At 67.6% G+C, this 17997-nt stretch carries 27 protein-coding genes; 1 reads left to right on the top strand and 26 read right to left on the bottom strand.

The window, feature by feature from the left end:
• Positions 1-136: 136 nt before the first annotated feature.
• The 26 genes from rplO to D474_RS30565 all read right to left on the bottom strand — a co-directional run bounded on the left by rplO (position 137) and on the right by D474_RS30565 (position 16229).
• Positions 137-601: a 50S ribosomal protein L15 gene (rplO, locus tag D474_RS0120635; RefSeq protein WP_017615397.1), complete on the bottom strand. Its 465-nt coding sequence runs from the start codon at positions 599-601 to the stop codon at positions 137-139.
• Entirely contained in the window at positions 598-783 is a 186-nt protein-coding gene (gene rpmD / locus D474_RS0120630; RefSeq protein ID WP_017615396.1) for a 50S ribosomal protein L30, read from the bottom strand. The genes rplO and rpmD overlap by 4 nt, the downstream gene beginning before the upstream one ends.
• Position 784: 1 nt before the next feature.
• Positions 785-1387 (bottom strand): 30S ribosomal protein S5, encoded by a 603-nt coding sequence (gene rpsE, locus D474_RS0120625; RefSeq protein WP_017615395.1) that lies wholly within the window; start codon positions 1385-1387, stop codon positions 785-787.
• Positions 1388-1432: 45 nt separating this feature from the next.
• Entirely contained in the window at positions 1433-1813 is a 381-nt protein-coding gene (gene rplR / locus D474_RS0120620; protein WP_017615394.1) for a 50S ribosomal protein L18, read from the bottom strand.
• Between the two features lie 2 nt (positions 1814-1815).
• Positions 1816-2355 carry a 50S ribosomal protein L6 gene (rplF, locus tag D474_RS0120615; protein WP_017615393.1) on the bottom strand — a complete coding sequence of 180 codons (540 nt, stop codon included), beginning with the start codon at positions 2353-2355 and terminating at the stop codon, positions 1816-1818.
• Between the two features lie 18 nt (positions 2356-2373).
• Positions 2374-2772 (bottom strand): 30S ribosomal protein S8, encoded by a 399-nt coding sequence (gene rpsH / locus D474_RS0120610; RefSeq protein ID WP_017615392.1) that lies wholly within the window; start codon positions 2770-2772, stop codon positions 2374-2376.
• 297 nt (positions 2773-3069) lie between these two features.
• Entirely contained in the window at positions 3070-3255 is a 186-nt protein-coding gene (locus tag D474_RS0120605) for a type Z 30S ribosomal protein S14 (protein WP_017615391.1), read from the bottom strand.
• 10 nt (positions 3256-3265) lie between these two features.
• Positions 3266-3841, bottom strand: coding sequence for a 50S ribosomal protein L5 (rplE, locus tag D474_RS0120600; RefSeq protein ID WP_017615390.1), 576 nt, complete (start codon positions 3839-3841; stop codon positions 3266-3268).
• Positions 3841-4155, bottom strand: a complete 315-nt coding sequence (gene rplX, locus D474_RS0120595) for a 50S ribosomal protein L24 (RefSeq protein ID WP_017615389.1) — start codon at positions 4153-4155, stop codon at positions 3841-3843. Before rplX ends, rplE begins: the two co-directional genes overlap by 1 nt.
• Positions 4156-4158: 3 nt before the next feature.
• The gene (gene rplN, locus D474_RS0120590; protein ID WP_017615388.1) at positions 4159-4527 is read right to left on the bottom strand and encodes a 50S ribosomal protein L14; all 369 of its coding nucleotides are present in this window, start codon (positions 4525-4527) and stop codon (positions 4159-4161) included.
• A 105-nt stretch (positions 4528-4632) separates the two neighbouring features.
• Positions 4633-4911 carry a 30S ribosomal protein S17 gene (gene rpsQ / locus D474_RS0120585; RefSeq protein ID WP_017615387.1) on the bottom strand — a complete coding sequence of 93 codons (279 nt, stop codon included), beginning with the start codon at positions 4909-4911 and terminating at the stop codon, positions 4633-4635.
• Positions 4908-5162 carry a 50S ribosomal protein L29 gene (gene rpmC, locus D474_RS0120580; protein ID WP_017615386.1) on the bottom strand — a complete coding sequence of 85 codons (255 nt, stop codon included), beginning with the start codon at positions 5160-5162 and terminating at the stop codon, positions 4908-4910. Before rpmC ends, rpsQ begins: the two co-directional genes overlap by 4 nt.
• Positions 5162-5581: a 50S ribosomal protein L16 gene (gene rplP, locus D474_RS0120575; RefSeq protein ID WP_017615385.1), complete on the bottom strand. Its 420-nt coding sequence runs from the start codon at positions 5579-5581 to the stop codon at positions 5162-5164. Before rplP ends, rpmC begins: the two co-directional genes overlap by 1 nt.
• Before the next feature lie 3 nt (positions 5582-5584).
• The gene (gene rpsC, locus D474_RS0120570; protein ID WP_017615384.1) at positions 5585-6358 is read right to left on the bottom strand and encodes a 30S ribosomal protein S3; all 774 of its coding nucleotides are present in this window, start codon (positions 6356-6358) and stop codon (positions 5585-5587) included.
• Complete coding sequence (gene rplV / locus D474_RS0120565) at positions 6358-6726, bottom strand: 50S ribosomal protein L22 (RefSeq protein ID WP_017615383.1); 369 nt, start codon at positions 6724-6726, stop codon at positions 6358-6360. Before rplV ends, rpsC begins: the two co-directional genes overlap by 1 nt.
• A 74-nt stretch (positions 6727-6800) precedes the next feature.
• Positions 6801-7079, bottom strand: a complete 279-nt coding sequence (rpsS, locus tag D474_RS0120560) for a 30S ribosomal protein S19 (protein WP_017615382.1) — start codon at positions 7077-7079, stop codon at positions 6801-6803.
• Positions 7080-7091: 12 nt separating this feature from the next.
• The gene (gene rplB / locus D474_RS0120555; RefSeq protein ID WP_026118664.1) at positions 7092-7931 is read right to left on the bottom strand and encodes a 50S ribosomal protein L2; all 840 of its coding nucleotides are present in this window, start codon (positions 7929-7931) and stop codon (positions 7092-7094) included.
• Positions 7932-7990: 59 nt separating this feature from the next.
• Positions 7991-8281, bottom strand: coding sequence for a 50S ribosomal protein L23 (gene rplW / locus D474_RS0120550; protein WP_017615380.1), 291 nt, complete (start codon positions 8279-8281; stop codon positions 7991-7993).
• Positions 8278-8949 (bottom strand): 50S ribosomal protein L4, encoded by a 672-nt coding sequence (gene rplD, locus D474_RS0120545; protein WP_017615379.1) that lies wholly within the window; start codon positions 8947-8949, stop codon positions 8278-8280. The genes rplW and rplD overlap by 4 nt, the downstream gene beginning before the upstream one ends.
• 3 nt (positions 8950-8952) lie before the next feature.
• Positions 8953-9603, bottom strand: a complete 651-nt coding sequence (gene rplC, locus D474_RS0120540; protein WP_017615378.1) for a 50S ribosomal protein L3 — start codon at positions 9601-9603, stop codon at positions 8953-8955.
• A gap of 12 nt (positions 9604-9615) precedes the next feature.
• Positions 9616-9924 (bottom strand): 30S ribosomal protein S10, encoded by a 309-nt coding sequence (rpsJ, locus tag D474_RS0120535; protein ID WP_014908366.1) that lies wholly within the window; start codon positions 9922-9924, stop codon positions 9616-9618.
• Between the two features lie 259 nt (positions 9925-10183).
• Entirely contained in the window at positions 10184-11377 is a 1194-nt protein-coding gene (gene tuf / locus D474_RS0120530; RefSeq protein WP_017615377.1) for an elongation factor Tu, read from the bottom strand.
• Positions 11378-11460: 83 nt separating this feature from the next.
• Positions 11461-13575 carry an elongation factor G gene (gene fusA, locus D474_RS0120525; protein ID WP_040704081.1) on the bottom strand — a complete coding sequence of 705 codons (2115 nt, stop codon included), beginning with the start codon at positions 13573-13575 and terminating at the stop codon, positions 11461-11463.
• 34 nt (positions 13576-13609) lie between these two features.
• The gene (gene rpsG / locus D474_RS0120520) at positions 13610-14080 is read right to left on the bottom strand and encodes a 30S ribosomal protein S7 (protein ID WP_017615375.1); all 471 of its coding nucleotides are present in this window, start codon (positions 14078-14080) and stop codon (positions 13610-13612) included.
• A gap of 2 nt (positions 14081-14082) precedes the next feature.
• Positions 14083-14454, bottom strand: a complete 372-nt coding sequence (gene rpsL / locus D474_RS0120515; RefSeq protein ID WP_017538026.1) for a 30S ribosomal protein S12 — start codon at positions 14452-14454, stop codon at positions 14083-14085.
• Between the two features lie 569 nt (positions 14455-15023).
• Complete coding sequence (locus tag D474_RS30565) at positions 15024-16229, bottom strand: hypothetical protein (protein ID WP_152476953.1); 1206 nt, start codon at positions 16227-16229, stop codon at positions 15024-15026.
• A 160-nt stretch (positions 16230-16389) separates the two neighbouring features.
• On the opposite strand from D474_RS30565, the gene D474_RS0120505 reads away from it, so the two are divergent.
• Positions 16390-17781 carry a hypothetical protein gene (locus D474_RS0120505; protein WP_152476951.1) on the top strand — a complete coding sequence of 464 codons (1392 nt, stop codon included), beginning with the start codon at positions 16390-16392 and terminating at the stop codon, positions 17779-17781.
• Positions 17782-17997: the final 216 nt, after the last annotated feature.

The raw sequence follows: 17997 nt of genomic DNA, 5'->3' as shown, positions 1-17997 counted from the left end.
ACGCATCCATATCAGTTCGTGAGCCATAACGATCGCCGCTCACGTCCCGGGGGCACAACAGCGCGGGGCGCCCGTCGGCCGGTCGTTCTGACCCGCCGTACGGACGCCCCACGTGGTGCATGGTCCGAGAAGATCCCTAGACCTCGGTGGTCGACCCACCGGCGGCGGCGATCTTCTCCTTCGCCGAACCGGAGAACGCCGTGGCGCTCACCTGGACTGCGACGTTGATCTCACCCTCGCCCAGGACCTTGACCGGCTCGTTCTTACGAACAGCGCCCTTGGCCACCAGGTCGTCGATGCCGACCTGGCCGCCCTGGGGGAACAGCTCCCCGATCTTGTCCAGGTTCACGACCTGGTAGGTCGTCTTGAACCGGGCGTTGCTGAAGCCCTTGAGCTTGGGCACCCGGCGGATGAGGGGCATCTGGCCACCCTCGAAACCGACGGGAACGGTGCTACGAGCCTTGGTGCCCTTGGTGCCGCGCCCGGCGGTCTTGCCCTTGGACGCCTCGCCGCGACCCTTGCGGATCTTGGCCTTGTTGGCGCCGGGGGCCGGCCGCAGGTGGTGCAGCTTGAGCGGCTCGTCGGGGTTGTAGTCGCTCACTTCGCGACCTCCTCGACACTGACGAGGTGCGACACGATGGTGATCTGCCCACGCACCTCGGGACGGTCCTCACGGACGGTGGACTTGCCGATCCGGCCCAGACCGAGGGTCTGGAGAGCAGCGGCCTGCTTCTCCTTGCCGCCGATCAGGGAACGGGTCTGCGTGATCTTCAGGTCGGCCATCTCAGGTACCTGCCTTCGCCTCGGCGCGGGCACGCAGCATGGCGGCCGGAGCGACGTCCTCGAGCGGCAGGCCGCGGCGCGCAGCGATCTCCTCGGGCTGGCTCAGCCCCCGGAGAGCGGCGACGGTGGCGTGCACGATGTTCAGCGGGTTCGAGGACCCGAGCGACTTGCTCAGGACGTCGTGGACCCCGGCGCACTCCAGGACCGCACGGACCGGACCACCGGCGATGACACCGGTACCCGGGGCGGCCGGACGCAGCATGACGATGCCGGCGGACTCTTCGCCCGTGACCTTGTGGGTGATCGTGCCCTGGACGCGGGGAACGCGGAAGAAGTTCTTCTTCGCCTCCTCGACGCCCTTGGCAATGGCGGAGGGGACCTCCTTGGCCTTGCCATAACCGACACCGACCATGCCGTTGCCGTCGCCGACGACGACCAGGGCGGTGAAGGAGAAGCGACGGCCGCCCTTGACGACCTTCGCGACCCGGTTGATGGTCACGACCTTCTCGATGTAGGAGACACCCTTGTCTGCGGCGCCGCCGCGGCGATCGTCACGGCGATCCCGCCGCTCGCCACCGGCGCCGCGCCGCGGTGCTGCAGCCATCAGTGGTTCCTCTTCTCGTGATTGATCTTGTCCGTTGTCATCGGATCAGAACTCCAGTCCGCCTTCGCGCGCCGCCTCGGCGAGCGCGGCGATGCGACCGGCGTACCGGTTGCCGCCGCGGTCGAAGACGACCTGGGTGACGCCGGCCTCCTTGGCGCGCTGCGCGACGAGCTCACCCACCTTGACGGACTTGTCGGTCTTGGTGCCCTCGGTCGCACGGAGGTCGGCCTCGACGGTGGCGGCATGGGCCAGGGTGTGGCCCTTGGTGTCGTCGATGACCTGGACGACGATGTGCTTCGAGGAGCGGAACACGGCCAAGCGCGGACGCTCGGGGGTGCCGACGATCTTCTTGCGGCCCCGGTTCTGACGGCGCAGACGCGCGGTCGTGGGCTTGGCGGTGCGCTTGCGGCTGACGGTGATGCCCATGCCTACTTACCAGCCTTTCCGGCCTTGCGGCGGATGTGCTCACCCTGGTACCGCACACCCTTGGCCTTGTAGGGGTCAGGCTTGCGCAGGCCGCGGATGTTCGCGGCGACCTGGCCCACGAGCTGCTTGTCGATGCCCTCGACGTGGAACAGCGTCGGCTTCTCCACGCGGAAGGTGATGCCCTCCGGCGGCTCCACCACGACCGGGTGGCTGTAGCCCAGAGAGAACTCGAGGTTCTCGCCGCGGGCCTGGACGCGGTAACCCACACCGTGGATCTCCAGCGTCTTCTGGTAGCCCTCGGAGACACCGTGGACGAGGTTGGCCAGCAAGGCACGGGTCAGACCGTGCAGCGAGCGGTTCTCCGGCTTGTCGTCGGGACGCACCACCGTGATCACGCCGTCCTCATCATGAGAGACGGTGATCGGCTCGGTGATGGTGTGGTTCAGTTCGCCCTTCGGCCCCTTGACAGTGACGTCTTGCCCGTTAATCGTGACTTCGACGCCCTTAGGGGCCGAGATCGGCAGTCGACCGATACGCGACATGCTTCAATCTCTCCCTGATTACCAGACGTAGGCGAGGACTTCGCCGCCAACGCCGTTCTTCTTGGCCTGCTTGTCGGTCATCAGGCCACCGGACGTCGAAATGATCGCGACGCCAAGACCACCGAGCACCCGCGGCAGGTTCTCCTTCTTGGCGTAGACCCGCAGGCCCGGCTTGGAGACGCGGCGGATCCCCGCGATCGAACGCTCACGGGTGGGGCCGTACTTCAGGTCCAGCACGAGGGTCTTGCCCACCTGGGCGTCCTCGGTGCGCCATCCCTGGATGAAGCCCTCCTGCTGGAGGATCTCGGCGATGTGCGCCTTGATCTTCGAATACGGCATCGCGACGGTGTCGTGGAAAGCCGAGTTCGCGTTACGCAGACGCGTCAGCATGTCTGCGATCGGGTCGGTCATCGTCATGGCCGACTGGCCCTTCCTCACCGCGGTTTCCGTGTGCGGGCCATTCCCAGGACCCATTCCCGTGCCGGACGCGCCGGCGCGAAGCCACCTTCGGACCTACGGCGTGGTCGTGGGCACCGCCGTCCCTCGAGGGACTACCGTGCCCTGTCTCATTGTTCTTCGTTGACTTTCCGGCCCGCCTCGGTGGAAGGCCGGATCACTCGGGGTTCGCCGCCGAGAAGCCGGGCGCCCCGGCGGGGGCCGACCCGTGCGCTCGCCCGGAGGGGGACATGAGCGCCAGGTCGGCCCCGCCGAGAACTACCAGCTCGACTTTGCGATACCGGGCAGCTCGCCGCGGTGAGCCATGTCGCGGAAGCAGATACGGCACAGGCCGAACTTCCGGAACACGGCACGCGAGCGGCCGCACCGCGAGCACCGAGTATACGCGCGAACGCCGAACTTCGGCTTCCGCTGCTGCTTTGCGATCAGGGACTTCTTAGCCATGTCCTACCCCTCAGGCTTCCTTGAACGGGAAACCGAGCCGCTTCAGCAGGCTACGGCCCTGCTCGTCGTTGACGGCCGTCGTGACGACAGTGATGTCCATCCCACGCTGCCGGTCGATCTTGTCCGGGTTCACCTCGTGGAACATGACCTGCTCGGTCAGACCGAAGGTGTAGTTCCCGTTCCCGTCGAACTGCTTCGGGGACAGGCCACGGAAGTCACGGATCCGGGGGAGGGCGAGGGAGAGCAGGCGGTCCGTGAACTCCCACATCCGGTCGCCGCGCAGCGTGACGCTGGCGCCGATCGGCATCCCCTCGCGCAGCTTGAACTGCGCGATGGACTTCTTGGCTCGGTTGATCTTGGGCTTCTGGCCGGTGATGGCCGTGAGGTCCGCCACCGCGCCCTGGATCAGCTTCGCGTCACGAGCAGCCTCGCCGACGCCCATGTTCACCACGATCTTCGTGAGACCGGGAATCTGCATGACGTTGGCGATCTCGTGCTCCTCCTTGAGGGCGGGCACGATCTCGTTGCGGTACTTCTCCTTGAGGCGCGGCATCGGCGGGGCCGTGATGTCGTTGGTAACCGTCATCAGATGTCCTTACCGGTGCGGCGGGAGACGCGGACCTTGCGGACCTCGTCGCCCTCCTCGTCGAAGCGGTAGCCGACCCGGGTGGGCTTGCCGTCCTCCGCGAGCGCAACGTTGCTCACGTGGATCGGGGCCTCCTTGGTGACGACCTCGCTCTGCTGGCCGCCGGCCGGGTTGGCCTTCCGGTGCTTCTTGATGAGGTTGACGCCCTCGACAACGACACGGTCCTCACGGGGCAGGGCCTTGACGACCTTGCCGGTGGCACCCTTGTCCTTGCCGGCGAGGACGATCACCTCGTCGCCAGATTTGATCTTCATCGCTCAGAGCACCTCCGGCGCCAGCGAAATGATGCGCATGTACTTCTTGTCACGCAGCTCGCGGCCGACGGGGCCGAAGATGCGGGTGCCTCGCGGGTCCCCACCGTCCTTGATGAGCACGGCAGCGTTCTCATCGAAGCGGATGTAGGAGCCGTCGGGCCGGCGGCGCTCCTTGGCGGTGCGCACGATAACGGCCTTGACGACGTCGCCCTTCTTGATCCCAGCGCCAGGCAGGGCGTCCTTCACCGTTGCGACGACGGTGTCGCCGACGCCGGCATAGCGCCGACCCGAGCCACCGAGAACACGGATGGTGAGGATCTCCTTGGCACCCGTGTTGTCGGCGATCTTGAGTCGCGACTCCTGCTGAATCACGTCTGCTCCTGATGTGATGCGTGCGGTCCACTGCCGCACGGCTAGGTGGTCTCACCCCTCGGTCCGGCGGCCGACACCGAAGTGTCGGCCGCCGGAAGGCCGGGGTTACTTAGCCTTCTCCAGGATCTCCACGACGCGCCAACGCTTCGTCGCGGAGAGCGGCCGGGTCTCCATCAGGAGAACCCGGTCGCCGACGCCACAGGAGTTCGCCTCGTCGTGCGCCTTGTACTTGGTCGTCCGGCGGATGACCTTGCCGTACAGGGAGTGCTTGACGCGGTCCTCGACCTCAACGACGACGGTCTTGTCCATCTTGTCGCTGACGACGTAGCCCTCGGCCGTCTTGCGGTAGTTGCGCGTCGCAGTCTGGGTCTGGTTCTCAGTCATTCGGCTGCTTCCTTCGTGTCCTCAGCCGACTCGCCAGACAGCGGCATGATGCCGAGCTCGTGCTCGCGCAGGATCGTGTAGATCCGGGCGATCTCGCGCTTGACGGTGCGCAGGCGGCTGTGGTTGTCGAGCTGGCCGGTCGCGGCCTGGAAGCGGAGGTTGAAGAGCTCTTCCTTGGCTTCCTTGAGCTTGACGACCAGGTCCTCCTGGGACTGCTCGCGCAGCTCGGTGGCAGTGACGGTCTTCGCCATTACTCCCACACCTCCCGCTTAACGATCTTGCACTTCATCGGGAGCTTGTGCATCGCACGCCGCAGGGCCTCCTTGGCCACCGGCTCGGGCACGCCACCCGACAGCTCGAACATCACACGGCCCGGCTTGACCGGCGCGACCCACCACTCGGGGGAGCCCTTACCGGAGCCCATGCGGACCTCGGCGGGCTTCTTCGTGATCGGGCGGTCCGGGAAGATGTTGATCCACACCTTGCCGCCACGCTTGATGTGCCGGGTCATGGCGATACGAGCCGACTCGATCTGGCGGTTGGTGACGTAGGCCGCCTCCAGCGCCTGGATGCCGTACTCGCCGAAGCTGACGGTGGTCCCGCCCTTGGCCCTGCCGCGAAGGTCGGGCTTGTGCTGCTTGCGGTACTTGACCTTACGAGGAATAAGCACTGGTCAGCTCCCCTCGCTCTTCGCGGTCTCGGCCGGGGCCTTCGACTCGTTGTTCTGACCGCCGCCGCGGCGACGGCGCTGCGGACGCTCACGGCGCTGGCCGCCGCCGGCGGTGCGCTCAGCGGCCTGCTTGGCCTCGCGCTCAGCGCGGGTCACAGGGGCGTCGCCCTTGTAGATCCACACCTTGACGCCGATGCGGCCGAACGTCGTACGGGCTTCGAAGAAGCCGTAGTCGATGTCGGCGCGCAGCGTGTGCAGCGGCACGCGGCCCTCGCGGTAGAACTCCGAACGGGACATCTCGGCCCCGCCCAGACGGCCACCGCACTGGATACGGATGCCCTTGGCACCGCTCTTGACGGCGCTCTGCATGGCCTTGCGCATCGCGCGGCGGAAGGCCACGCGGCTGCTCAGCTGCTCGGCGACGCCCTGGGCGACGAGCTGGGCATCGGTCTCGGGGTTCTTCACCTCGAAGACGTTCAGCTGGACCTGCTTGCCGGTCAGCTTCTCCAGGTCCGTGCGGATGCGGTCGGCCTCGACGCCGCGGCGGCCGATGACGATGCCCGGCCGGGCCGTGTAGACGTCGACGCGGACGCGGTCACGGGTGCGCTCGATCTCGACCTTGGAGATGCCCGCGCGCTCCATGCCGCGGGTCAGCATCCGTCGGATCGCGACGTCTTCCTTGACGTAGTCCTTGTAGGCCTTGTCCGCATACCAGCGGCTCTTGAAGTCGGTCGTGACACCGAGGCGGAACCCGTGCGGGTTGATCTTCTGCCCCACTATCGGGTCCTTTCCTTCGTCTTGGACGAGGCGACCGAGTTCTCAGCGACGACCACGGTGATGTGGCTCGTGCGCTTGGTGACTCGGAAAGCCCGGCCGAACCCTCGCGGTCGGATGCGCTTCAGGGTCGGACCCTCGTCCACCCAAGCGCCCTCGACCACCAGCGTCTCGCGGTCCAGCTTGTCGTTGTGCTCAGCGTTGGCGATGGCACTGGCCAGCACCTTGCCAACAGGGTCGCTCGCCGACTGGGGAGCGAACCGGAGCACCGCCTGTGCCTCGTCAGCGGGCAACCCGCGAATAAGGTCCACCACCCGGCGGGCCTTCCGGGGCGTAACACGGACGAACCGTGCCTGAGCCCTCGTTCCCATCGCTTTTCCCTCGCTCACGGAAATTCATCTCCACACACCGTGGAGAAAGTGGTTCTTATCTGCTGCAGCAACCGCTAACGGCGGCTACGGCGGTCTTCCTTGACGTGGCTGCGGAAAGTACGCGTGGGAGCGAACTCACCGAGCTTGTGGCCGACCATCGACTCCGACACGAAGACCGGGACGTGCTTGCGGCCGTCGTGGACAGCGATCGTGTGACCGAGCATGTCCGGCACGATCATCGACCGCCGGGACCACGTCTTGATGACGTTCTTGCTGCCCTTCTCGTTCTGAGCCTCAACCTTCTTGATGAGGTGCTCGTCGACGAAAGGACCCTTCTTCAGGCTACGTGGCATCAGACGTGCTCCTTACCGCTTCTTCTTGCCGCTACGCCGACGCCGCACGATGAGCTTCTGGCTGGCCTTGTTCGTGTTACGGGTCCGGCCTTCCTTGACGCCCCAGGGGCTGACCGGGTGGCGACCACCGGAGGACTTGCCCTCACCACCACCGTGCGGGTGGTCGATGGGGTTCATCACGACACCGCGGACGGTCGGGCGCTTGCCCTTCCACCGGTTGCGGCCGGCCTTACCCCAGTTGATGTTGGACTGCTCGGCGTTGCCGACCTGGCCAACGGTCGCACGGCAGGTGATCTCCACCATGCGCATCTCACCGGAGGGCATACGCAGCGTGGCGTACTTGCCTTCCTTGGCGAGGAGCTGGATCTGAGACCCAGCGGAGCGGCCCAGCTTGCCGCCGCCGCCCGGCTTCAGCTCGACCGCGTGCACGAACGTACCCGTGGGGACGTTGCGCAGCGGGAGGCAGTTGCCGGGCTTGATGTCGGACTGCGGACCGTTCTCGACCTTGTCGCCCTGCTTGAGGCCGGCGGGCGCCAGGATGTAGCGCTTCTCGCCGTCCACGTAGTGCAGCAGCGCGATGCGGGCCGTGCGGTTCGGGTCGTACTCGATGTGCGCGACCTTGGCCGGCACGCCGTCCTTGTCGTGGCGACGGAAGTCGATCACGCGGTAGGCGCGCTTGTGACCGCCACCCTGGTGGCGCGCGGTGATCCGGCCGTGGCCGTTGCGGCCGCCCTTGCTGTGCAGCGGACGCACCAGGGACTTCTCCGGCTCCGAGCGCGTGACCTCGACGAAGTCGCTCACGCTGGAACCGCGACGACCCGGCGTCGTCGGCTTGTGCTTACGAATGCCCATCTTCTTCGCGCATTCCTTTACGTCTTGCTTGGTGTGTAGCGGTCAGACCCGGCAGGGTCTCAGACACCGAAGATGTCGATCCGGTCACCGTCGGCGAGGCTGACGATCGCCCGCTTGGTGTCGGGACGCTTGCCGTAACCGAAGCGCGTGCGCTTGCGCTTGCCCTTGCGGTTGACCGTGTTCACGTTCGTGACCTTCACATCGAAGATCTTCTCGATCGCGATCTTGATCTGGGTCTTGTTGGCGTCCGGGCGGACGATGAACGTGTACTTGTTCTCGTCCATGAGCCCGTAGCTCTTCTCGGAGATCACCGGTTCGACGATGATGTCCCGGTGGTCGGCGATCCTCACTTGGCGTCCTCCTCGGACTCAGCGGCCTTGGAGGCACCGGCCGCGTGGGCCAGGAACTCGGTGTAGCCCGCCTCGGTGAAGACCACGTCGTCCGAGTAGAGGACGTCGTAGGTGTTCACCTGGTCCGCGTCGAGGATGTGCACCTCTTCGAGGTTGCGCAGGGCACGCCGGTTGTGCTCGTCCTCGCGGGCCAGGACCACGAGGACCTTGTCGGACTCGGTGACCTGGCGCAGCGCCTTCAGAGCCGTCTGCGTGAGCTTGTTCTCTGCGTCGGCGGCGACGAAGTCGCTGACGACGTGGATACGACCGTGGCGCGCCCGGTCGGAGAGGGCACCGCGCAGGGCGGCGGCCTTCATCTTCTTCGGGGTGCGCTGGCCGTAGTCGCGGGGCTGAGGGCCGTGGACCGTGCCACCACCGACGTACTGCGGAGCGCGGATCGAACCCTGGCGGGCGCGACCGGTCCCCTTCTGCCGGTACGGCTTCTTGCCACCGCCGCGGACGTCGCCGCGGGTCTTGGTGGCGTGGGTGCCCTGGCGGCCGGCGGCCAGCTGGGCGTTCACGACCTGGTGGATCAGCGGAATGCTGACCTGCTGGGCGAAGACGCTCTCCGGCAGCTCGACGCTACCGGTCGCCTTGCCCTCGGGGCTCTTGACCTCGATCTGGGCCATGGCTTACTTGTCCCCCTTCACAGCGGTGCGGACCAGCACCAGACCGCCGTTGGGACCGGGGACTGCACCCTTGACCAGGATGAGCCCCTTCTCCGAGTCGACGGAGTGAACGGTCAGGTTCTGGACGGTCTTGCGGACGTTGCCCATGCGACCGGCCATCCGCATGCCCTTGAACACGCGGCCGGGCGTGGCGCAACCCCCGATGGCGCCCGGAGAACGGTGCTTGCGCTGGGTGCCGTGCGTGGCGGAGAGGCCGTGGAAACCGTGCCGCTTCATCACACCGGCGAAGCCCTTGCCCTTGGTCTTACCGGTCACGTCGACCGCCTGGCCGTCCTCGAACGCCGAGGCATCGACCTCCTCACCGAGCTGGTACTCGGAGGCGTCGGTCGTGCGGACCTCGACGTAGTGGCGGCGAGGGGTCAGCTCGTGCGCGCGGAGGTAGTCGCCCAGGGGCTTGTTGACCTTGCGCGGGTTGATCTGCCCGTAGCCGAGCTGGATGGCGGAGTAGCCATCGGTGTCCGGAGTCCGGATGCGGCTCACGACGCACGGACCGGCCTTCAGGACGGTGACGGGCACGATCTTGCCCTCGTCGTCGAAGACCTGGGTCATGCCGAGCTTTTCGCCCAGAACTCCCTTGATCTGCTTGGTGGCCATGTCTGTGCGTCCTTAAAGCTTGATCTCGATGTCAACGCCCGCCGGCAGGTCGAGACGCATCAGCGAGTCCACCGTCTTCGGCGTGGGGTCGATGATGTCGATCAACCGCTTGTGGGTGCGCATCTCGAAGTGCTCGCGCGAATCCTTGTACTTGTGCGGCGATCGGATGACGCAGTAAACGTTCTTCTCCGTCGGCAGCGGCACCGGGCCCGCGACCTGTGCGCCAGTTCGCGTCACGGTCTCGACGATCTTCTTCGCCGAGCTGTCGATGACCTCGTGGTCATAGGCCTTTAGCCGAATGCGGATCTTCTGTCCCGCCATGTGGCCTGTTCGTCCTTCGCTTCAGTGTCCGTAACGGTGTGCATTCCGGTCACAGAAACCCAGGCCGGGCGGGGGTCCGCCGCTTGTGGCCGTGAGCCTCTATTTCCTTGAGAAACCGCAACAGGGCTTGCCCCTGCGGTGCGCCACCGTCACAGAGCCCGATGACGTCTTTGGGGTGGTGGGGCGGGCCGTGCGTGCACGGCCCGCCCACCTGCCGGGGCGGTGGCTCCCGCGAGGGGAACGTGTCCCCGGCTCGGTACTACTTGATGATCTTCGTGACGCGACCGGCGCCCACGGTCCGGCCACCCTCGCGGATGGCGAACTTGAGGCCCTCTTCCATCGCGACCGGCTGGATCAGCACGACGGACATGGCGGTGTTGTCACCGGGCATGACCATCTCGGTGCCCTCCGGCAGCGTCACGACGCCGGTGACGTCGGTGGTGCGGAAGTAGAACTGCGGGCGGTAGTTGTTGAAGAACGGCGTGTGGCGGCCACCCTCGTCCTTGGACAGGATGACGACCTGACCCTCGAACTCGGTGTGCGGCGTGGTGGTGCCGGGCTTGATGATGACCTGGCCGCGCTCGACGTCCTCGCGCTTGGTACCGCGCAGGAGCAGACCGACGTTGTCACCGGCCTGGCCCTGGTCGAGAAGCTTACGGAACATCTCGACACCGGTGACCGTGGTGGTCTGCTTCTCGTCCTTGATCCCGACGATGTCAACGGTCTCGTTGACGTTGATGATGCCGCGCTCGATGCGGCCGGTGACGACGGTGCCGCGACCGGTGATCGAGAAGACGTCCTCGATCGGCATGAGGAACGGCTTGTCGGTGTCACGCTGCGGCTCGGGGATGAAGCTGTCCACGGTGCTCATGAGCTCCAGGACGGCGTTCTTCCACTCCTCCTCGCCCTCGAGGGCCTTGAGGGCGGAGACCCGGGTGACCGGGACGTCGTCGCCGGGGAACTCGTACTCCGTGAGGAGCTCACGGACCTCGAGCTCGACGAGGTCGAAGATCTCGTCGTCGTCCACCATGTCGGCCTTGTTCAGGGCGACGACGATGGCCGGCACGCCGACCTGGCGGGCCAGGAGCACGTGCTCCTTGGTCTGCGGCATCGGGCCGTCGGTGGCCGCCACGACCAGGATGGCGCCGTCCATCTGCGCCGCACCCGTGATCATGTTCTTCACGTAGTCGGCGTGGCCGGGGCAGTCGACGTGAGCGTAGTGGCGCTCGGTCGTCTGGTACTCGACGTGAGCGACGGAAATGGTGATCCCGCGCTCGCGCTCCTCAGGAGCGTTGTCGATGTCCTCGAACGGGGTGAACGGGTTCAGCTCCGGGTACGCGTCGTGCAGGACCTTGGTGATCGCCGCGGTCAGCGTGGTCTTGCCGTGGTCGATGTGACCGATGGTGCCGATGTTGACGTGCGGCTTAGTCCGGTCGAACTTTTCCTTCGCCACTGGATGTCTCCTGACGTACAGAGCTATCTGACCCGGCCTCCGCCCGCGTGTGGGCGGGACCGGACTGGTTACGTGTCCGCGAACTACTCGCCGCGGACCTTCGCCACAATTTCTTGGGCGACGTTGGACGGAACCTCCGCGTAGGAGTCGAACACCATCGAGTAGTTGGCTCGACCCTGCGTGCGGCTGCGCAGGTCACCCACGTAGCCGAACATTTCGGAGAGGGGCACGAGGGCCTTGACCAGGCGGGTCCCGGAACGCTCCTCCATGGACTGAACCTGTCCACGGCGAGAGTTCAGGTCGCCGATCACGTCACCCATGTACTCCTCGGGGGTGGTGACCTCGACAGCCATGACCGGCTCCAGAAGAGTCGGCTTGGCCAGCTGGACGGCCTCCTTGAAGGCCATCGAACCGGCGGTCTTGAAGGCCATCTCGGAGGAGTCGACCTCGTGGTACTGGCCGTCCTGCAGGGTGACCTTGATGCCGACCAGCGGGTAGTGCGCGAGCACGCCCAGCTCGGCGGCCTCCTGGGCACCGGCGTCGACCGACGGGATGTACTCGCGCGGAACGCGGCCACCCGTGACGGCGTCGACGAACTCGTACCCGTCGGCGGTCCCGTCCTCGCTCATCAGCGGCTCGAGGTCGATCTTGACCTTGGCGAACTGACCCGAACCACCCGTCTGCTTCTTGTGGGTGAAGACGTGGCCCTCGACCTTCTTGCGAATGGTCTCGCGGTAGGCCACCTGAGGCTTACCGATGTTCGCCTCGACCTTGAACTCGTCGCGCATGCGGTTGACCAGCACCTCGAGGTGCAGCTCGCCCATGCCGGAGATCACGGTCTGGCCGGTCTCCTCGTCCGTGGCCACCTGGAAGGAGGGGTCTTCGTCGGCCAGGCGCTGGATCGCGATGCCCAGCTTCTCCTGGTCGCTCTTGGTCTTCGGCTCGATGGCCACCTGGATGACCGGAGCGGGGAAGGACATGGACTCCAGGATGATCGGCGAGCCCTGCTCACAGAGCGTCTCACCGGTCGTGGTGTCCTTGAGGCCCATGACGGCGACGATGTCGCCGGCGCCGGCCTCGGCGATCTCCTCACGCTTGTTGGAGTGCATGCGGTAGATCTTGCCGATGCGCTCCTTGCGGCCCTTGACGCTGTTGAGCACCTGGCTGCCAGTGGTCAGAACACCGGAGTAGATGCGCACGTACGTCAGCTTGCCGAGGTGCGGGTCGCTCATGATCTTGAAGATCAGAGCCGACATCGGCTCGTCGACGCTGGGCTTGCGGACGAGCGTGGACTCCTCGCTCTCGTCCTTCGGGTCGTGGCCCTCGATGGACTCGACCTCCAGGGGAGAGGGGAGGTAGGCGGTGACCGCGTCGAGCAGGGGCTGCACGCCCTTGTTCTTGAACGCGGTGCCGCACAGGATCGGCACGGCGGTGCCGGCGATCGTGGCGCGGCGGATGGCCGGGACGAGCTGCTCGATGGTGGGCTCGGTGCCCTCCAGGTAGAGCTCCATGATCTCGTCGTCGGCCTCGGCCAGCGTCTCGATGAAGGACTCGCGGGCCTCGCGGGCGGCGTCGATGTGGCTCTCGGGGATCTCGATCGTGTCGTACATCTCGCCGAGCTTGGCCTCGTCGTTCCAGACGTAGGCCTTCATGCGCACAAGGTCGATGACGCCCTTGAAGTCGCTCTCGGCACCGATGTTGAGCTGGATCGGCATGGCGTTCGCGCCGAGGCGCTCACGGAACATGTCGACACAACGCTGGAACTCGGCGCCGATCTTGTCCATCTTGTTGACGAAGCAGATCCGCGGGACGCCGTAGCGGTCGGCCTGACGCCAGACCTGCTCCGACTGGGGCTCAACGCCCTCCTTGGCGTCGAAAACCGCGACAGCACCGTCGAGAACGCGCAGCGACCGCTCGACCTCGACCGTGAAGTCGACGTGGCCGGGCGTGTCGATGATGTTGATGGTGTGGTCGTCCCAGTGGGTGGTGGTGGCGGCCGAGGTGATGGTGATACCCCTCGACTGCTCCTCCTTCATCCAGTCCATCGTGGCGGCGCCATCGTGGACCTCACCCACCTTGTGGGTCACACCGGTGTAGTAGAGGATCCGCTCAGTCGTCGTGGTTTTACCCGCGTCGATGTGGGCCATGATGCCGATGTTCCGCACCGTGGCCAGGTCAAGCACAGTCTTAGAAGCCATATGGCTCGTCGTCCCTCGGTCGATCTCGTCCGCGTTACCAGCGGTAGTGAGCGAAAGCCCGGTTCGACTCGGCCATCTTGTGCGTGTCCTCACGCTTCTTGACGGCCGCGCCGAGACCGTTGCTGGCGTCGACCAGCTCGTTCATCAGACGCTCGGTCATGGTCTTCTCACGGCGCCTGCGCGAGAAGGTGACCAGCCAACGCAGGGCCAGGGTGGTGGACCGGGAGGCGCGAACCTCGACCGGCACCTGGTAGGTCGCGCCACCGACACGGCGGCTGCGGACCTCGAGCGCGGGCTTGACGTTGTCCAGACCACGCTTCAGAACGACGAGCGGGTCCTGACCGGTCTTCTCGCGGGCGCCCTCGAGGGCGTCGTAGACAATGCCCTGGGCCTGGGAACGCTTACCGTCGAGCAGCACCTTGTTGATCAGTGCGGTGACGAGCGGCGAGCCGTAGACCGGGTCGGTGATGAGCTGGCGCTTCGGCGCCGGGCCCTTGCGCGGCATGCTTACTTCTCCTTCTTGGCGCCGTAGCGGCTACGCGCCTGCTTGCGGTTGCGGACACCCTGGGTGTCGAGCGAACCGCGGACGATTCGGTAGCGGACACCCGGCAGGTCCTTCACACGACCACCGCGGACCAGCACGATGCTGTGCTCCTGGAGGTTGTGGCCGATGCCGGGGATGTAGGCCGTCACCTCGATGCCGCTGCTCAGCTTCACACGGGCGACCTTGCGCAGCGCGGAGTTCGGCTTCTTGGGCGTAGTGGTGTAAACACGCGTGCACACACCACGACGCTGCGGACTCCCCTTCAGCGCCGGGGTCTTGTTCTTTGCGACCTTGTCCTGTCGGCCCTTACGGACCAGCTGCTGGATGGTGGGCACCGCGTCTCCGTCTTCCTCGTGACCTACGCCGGTTCTCGTAGCCGATATCGCTATTGACCTGCTGAACTTCCCGAACCTCCCCGACCCCCGCTGTCGGGCGTGTCGCTTTCGTCCCGACGCACAGCGGCGGCGGGTGAGGCACACCCGGCCGTAAGGCCGTAAAGGGAGGGGGTGCACATGCGAAGCGCGCCCTGATCAATGGATCCGCCCCAGCTACAGGGGCCGGGCGCCGCACACACACGTGTAACCCGTCGACTCACGGGCACAATCACACAGGTTACCGCTTGCCGACTGAGCGGTCAAAACGGTGTGCGACATGGCGAGAACCGGCTCAGGCCGATCCTCGCGTAGCCGTGGGTCTTCCCCAAGTCTACGCGGTTCACGGGATGCTTCGCCCCCCGATTTCGAGACCTTCCGGTGTGACCTGCGCGATGCGCCGGCCCATGAGTTGACTCACGCCACCGAGAGGGCACCTCAGCACCCGCACACCGGGGATCCCGGGGCGGCAGACAGGATGAGGGCCCGTGGCCGACGCGATGTCCGGCCACGGGCCCTCGTCGGTCAGCGGTCTAGAACACCACGAGCAGCAGCGAGACCACGCTGATCACGATGCCGACGACCGCGAAGACCGTACCCGTGGTGATGAGCCCGAGGCCGTCGAGCTCGCCCCGGGAGTCCCGGATCTCCCGCTTGGCCTTGGGGCCGGTGACCATCAGCGCCAGGAGCGCGGTGACCAGACCCACGAACGGCACCAGCGAGGCCACACCCAGCCAGAGGGTCTGGTTGGCCCCTGGCTCGGTGTCGGCGAGGAAGTCCACACCGTCGTAACCCGGGTATCCGTCGCCGGCGTCGTTGCCCAGGGTGCGGTCGTCGAACTCCGGGAAGTCCTCCTGGATGTTCATGCGGCGGCGGGAACGGCGCGGCTTCTCCGGCATCCCGTAGTCGGCCGGCGTGAAGCCGTCGTCGTAGCCCTCGTCCGCGGGAAGGTCGTCGTCGTACTCGTCGTCGTAACCGTCGTCCTCGTACTCGTCGCCGTAGCCCTCGTCGGCACGGCGGCGCCCGTAGGAGGGCACGGACCCCAGGTCGGAGGGCACACCCGCGGGCGGGCGCCCGTCGCCCTCGCCCGGACCGTCCGGGGACAGCGGGGAGAACATCTGGGTCGAGGCACCCTGGTCGTCGTCGAACCGGGGCGGGTCGAACATCTGCGTGGCACCGCCGTCGGGTGCGGGTGCACTCGGACCGTCGTCCCACCGGGACCCGGTCTGCAGATCGGCGAGGGCGGACAGTGGATCGTCCTGAGGCGGCCCGGCGTCGGGACCGGCCTGTTCGGACGTGCCCCAGTCGTCGTGGCGCACCCCGGCGTCAGGGGTCTCACGGCGGCGCTGCTCGGCCTCGCGGACCGCGTCCGGCAGGCGCGGGTCGTTGCGGTCGAAGGCCCACGTGTTCCCGCTCCCGGACCCGAGCCCGCCGCTCTGCTCGGGCTCGGACGGCCGGGGGGCGGAGAGTTCGTCGTCGTAGCGGTCGCCGGCCCACGGTTCCGTGGCGCCGGAGCCCCAGCTGTACTCGGACGGCTCGCGGTCCTGCGGGGTCCACGAGAGCGGACCTGCCGGACCGGAGAGTTCGTCGTCGTACCCGTCACCGGACACGGGGCGGTCGTCCCGACCGAGCGGGTCGGCGGCGTTCCAGCCCCCGCGGCCACCCGAGCCCAGGGGGTCGGAGGTCGGAGAACCCCACGACGGGGCGTCTCCGGACGGGCTCCACGCATCTCCGGGCACGGGTGCACCCGGATCGAGGGGATCGCTTCCGCGGGTGTCCCAGGACGCCGGACCGCCGGAGGCCGAGGTGCCCAACGGGTCGTCACCGGCGGAACCGCCCCAGGAGGGCGCGTCGTCACCCGGGTTCCAGTGCCCGCCGGCGCCGGGGGTGGGTGTACCCGTGCCGAGCGGATCGGGCCCGCCGGGAGCGTTCCACGGAGAGGACTCGGCCGGGGGCGACCACGGTTCGGGGTCCGCCGGGGTCCAGGAGGAGGGATCGGCGGAGGGTGTCCATGCCTCACCCGGATCCGACGGGGACCAGGAGGAGCGCTCACCTGTCGGGCTCCAGGCCCCGTCGGCCGCCGGGGTCTCGCCCCGGGGGTTCCACGACGGGGTCTCACCCGCAGGGCTCCACGAGGGCTCGCCCGACTGGGACCACGGTTCGCCGACCCCCGAAGGGCTCCAGGACGTGGCGTCCTCCGACGGGGACCACGGTTCTCCCGGATCCGGGGGCGACCACGAAGAGGGCTCGCCGGACCGAGTCCAGGGCTCACCGGCCGCCGGGGGCTCGCCCGCGGGGCTCCAGGAGGAGGACTCGTTCGACGGGCTCCACGAAGTGGGCTCACTCGACGGAGACCAGGACTCACCCGGCTCCGAGGCGCTCCAGGAGGAAGAAGGCTCCGCCGACGGGTCCCACGACCCACCCGGCTCCGACGGACTCCAGGACGGAGGTCCGGTCGGCGCGTCCCGGGACGCTGCCTCACCCGCGGCGTCCCACGGTTCACCCGGTTCGGAGGGGTTCCACGAGGAGGCTTCCCGGTCCGACGCGGGGACGTCGCCGCTGACCGGGTCGGTACCGGGACCACCCCACGTCGGGGCTCCCCCGCCCGGTGTCCAGGGCTCTGCCCCGGCCGCAGGCGCACCCGGGCCCAGCGGATCCGGTCCGGGGGCGTTCCGCGACGGCGGCTCGGCCGAGGGCGACCACGGCTCACCGGTCCCGTCGGTCTCCGCCGGGGGGTTCCACGACGCCATGTCGTCGGACGGCGACCAGGAAGCACCCGTCTCCGAGGGGCTCCACGCGGAGGACTCACCCGACGGGGACCACGGCTCGCTTCCCGGGGAGGACGTCTCTCCGCTGACCGGGTCGGTGCCTGGGCCGCCCCACATGGGGGCGTCCCCGGCCGGGGCCCGGCCCTCGCCGGCACCCGGCCCGTCCAACGGGTCCGGCCCCGGCACCGGCGCCCACGGTTCGAAGCCCGGGCGCTCGTTCGCGCCCGGGTATCCGCCGCCCGGATCCGAGGGCACGGTCGCCCCAGGATCGCTCTCGGGGCCGCCACCGGGGCTCCACGCCTCCGGCCCGGACCACGCACCGGCACCTGCGGGACCGGCCGGGGTTTCCGGACCGGCAGAACCGGACGCGGGCCACTCCCCTGCCGGCTGCTCACCGGGCGGCGGCGGGACGTCCGCGCTCGCCGCCACGTTCGGGTACCCGCCCGTGCGCTCGTCGGCCTCCTGCCACGGCTCCGGCGACTGCGGCTCGGCAGGACCGAACCCGCCCAACGCCTCGGGGTAGGGCTCGACCATCTCCGGACGCGCCGAGCCCAGCCCGGCGTACCCTCCGCTGTCCGGGAAGACCGCGCCCGGGTCCTCTTCCTCCCGTTGGTCGTCCAACGGGTCCTGATAATCCGACTGAGTGCGGTGACGGTCCTGACTCGGCCGGAACCACGAATCCGCGTTGTCCCGGCCGGGACTCCGTCCACCCCCGTGTTCGGTCACTGATGCCTGCCTT

Source organism: Nocardiopsis salina YIM 90010, from assembly GCF_000341025.1.
GTDB classification, from domain to species: domain Bacteria; phylum Actinomycetota; class Actinomycetes; order Streptosporangiales; family Streptosporangiaceae; genus Nocardiopsis; species Nocardiopsis salina.
This window is presented reverse-complemented; position numbering and strand designations above follow the sequence as displayed.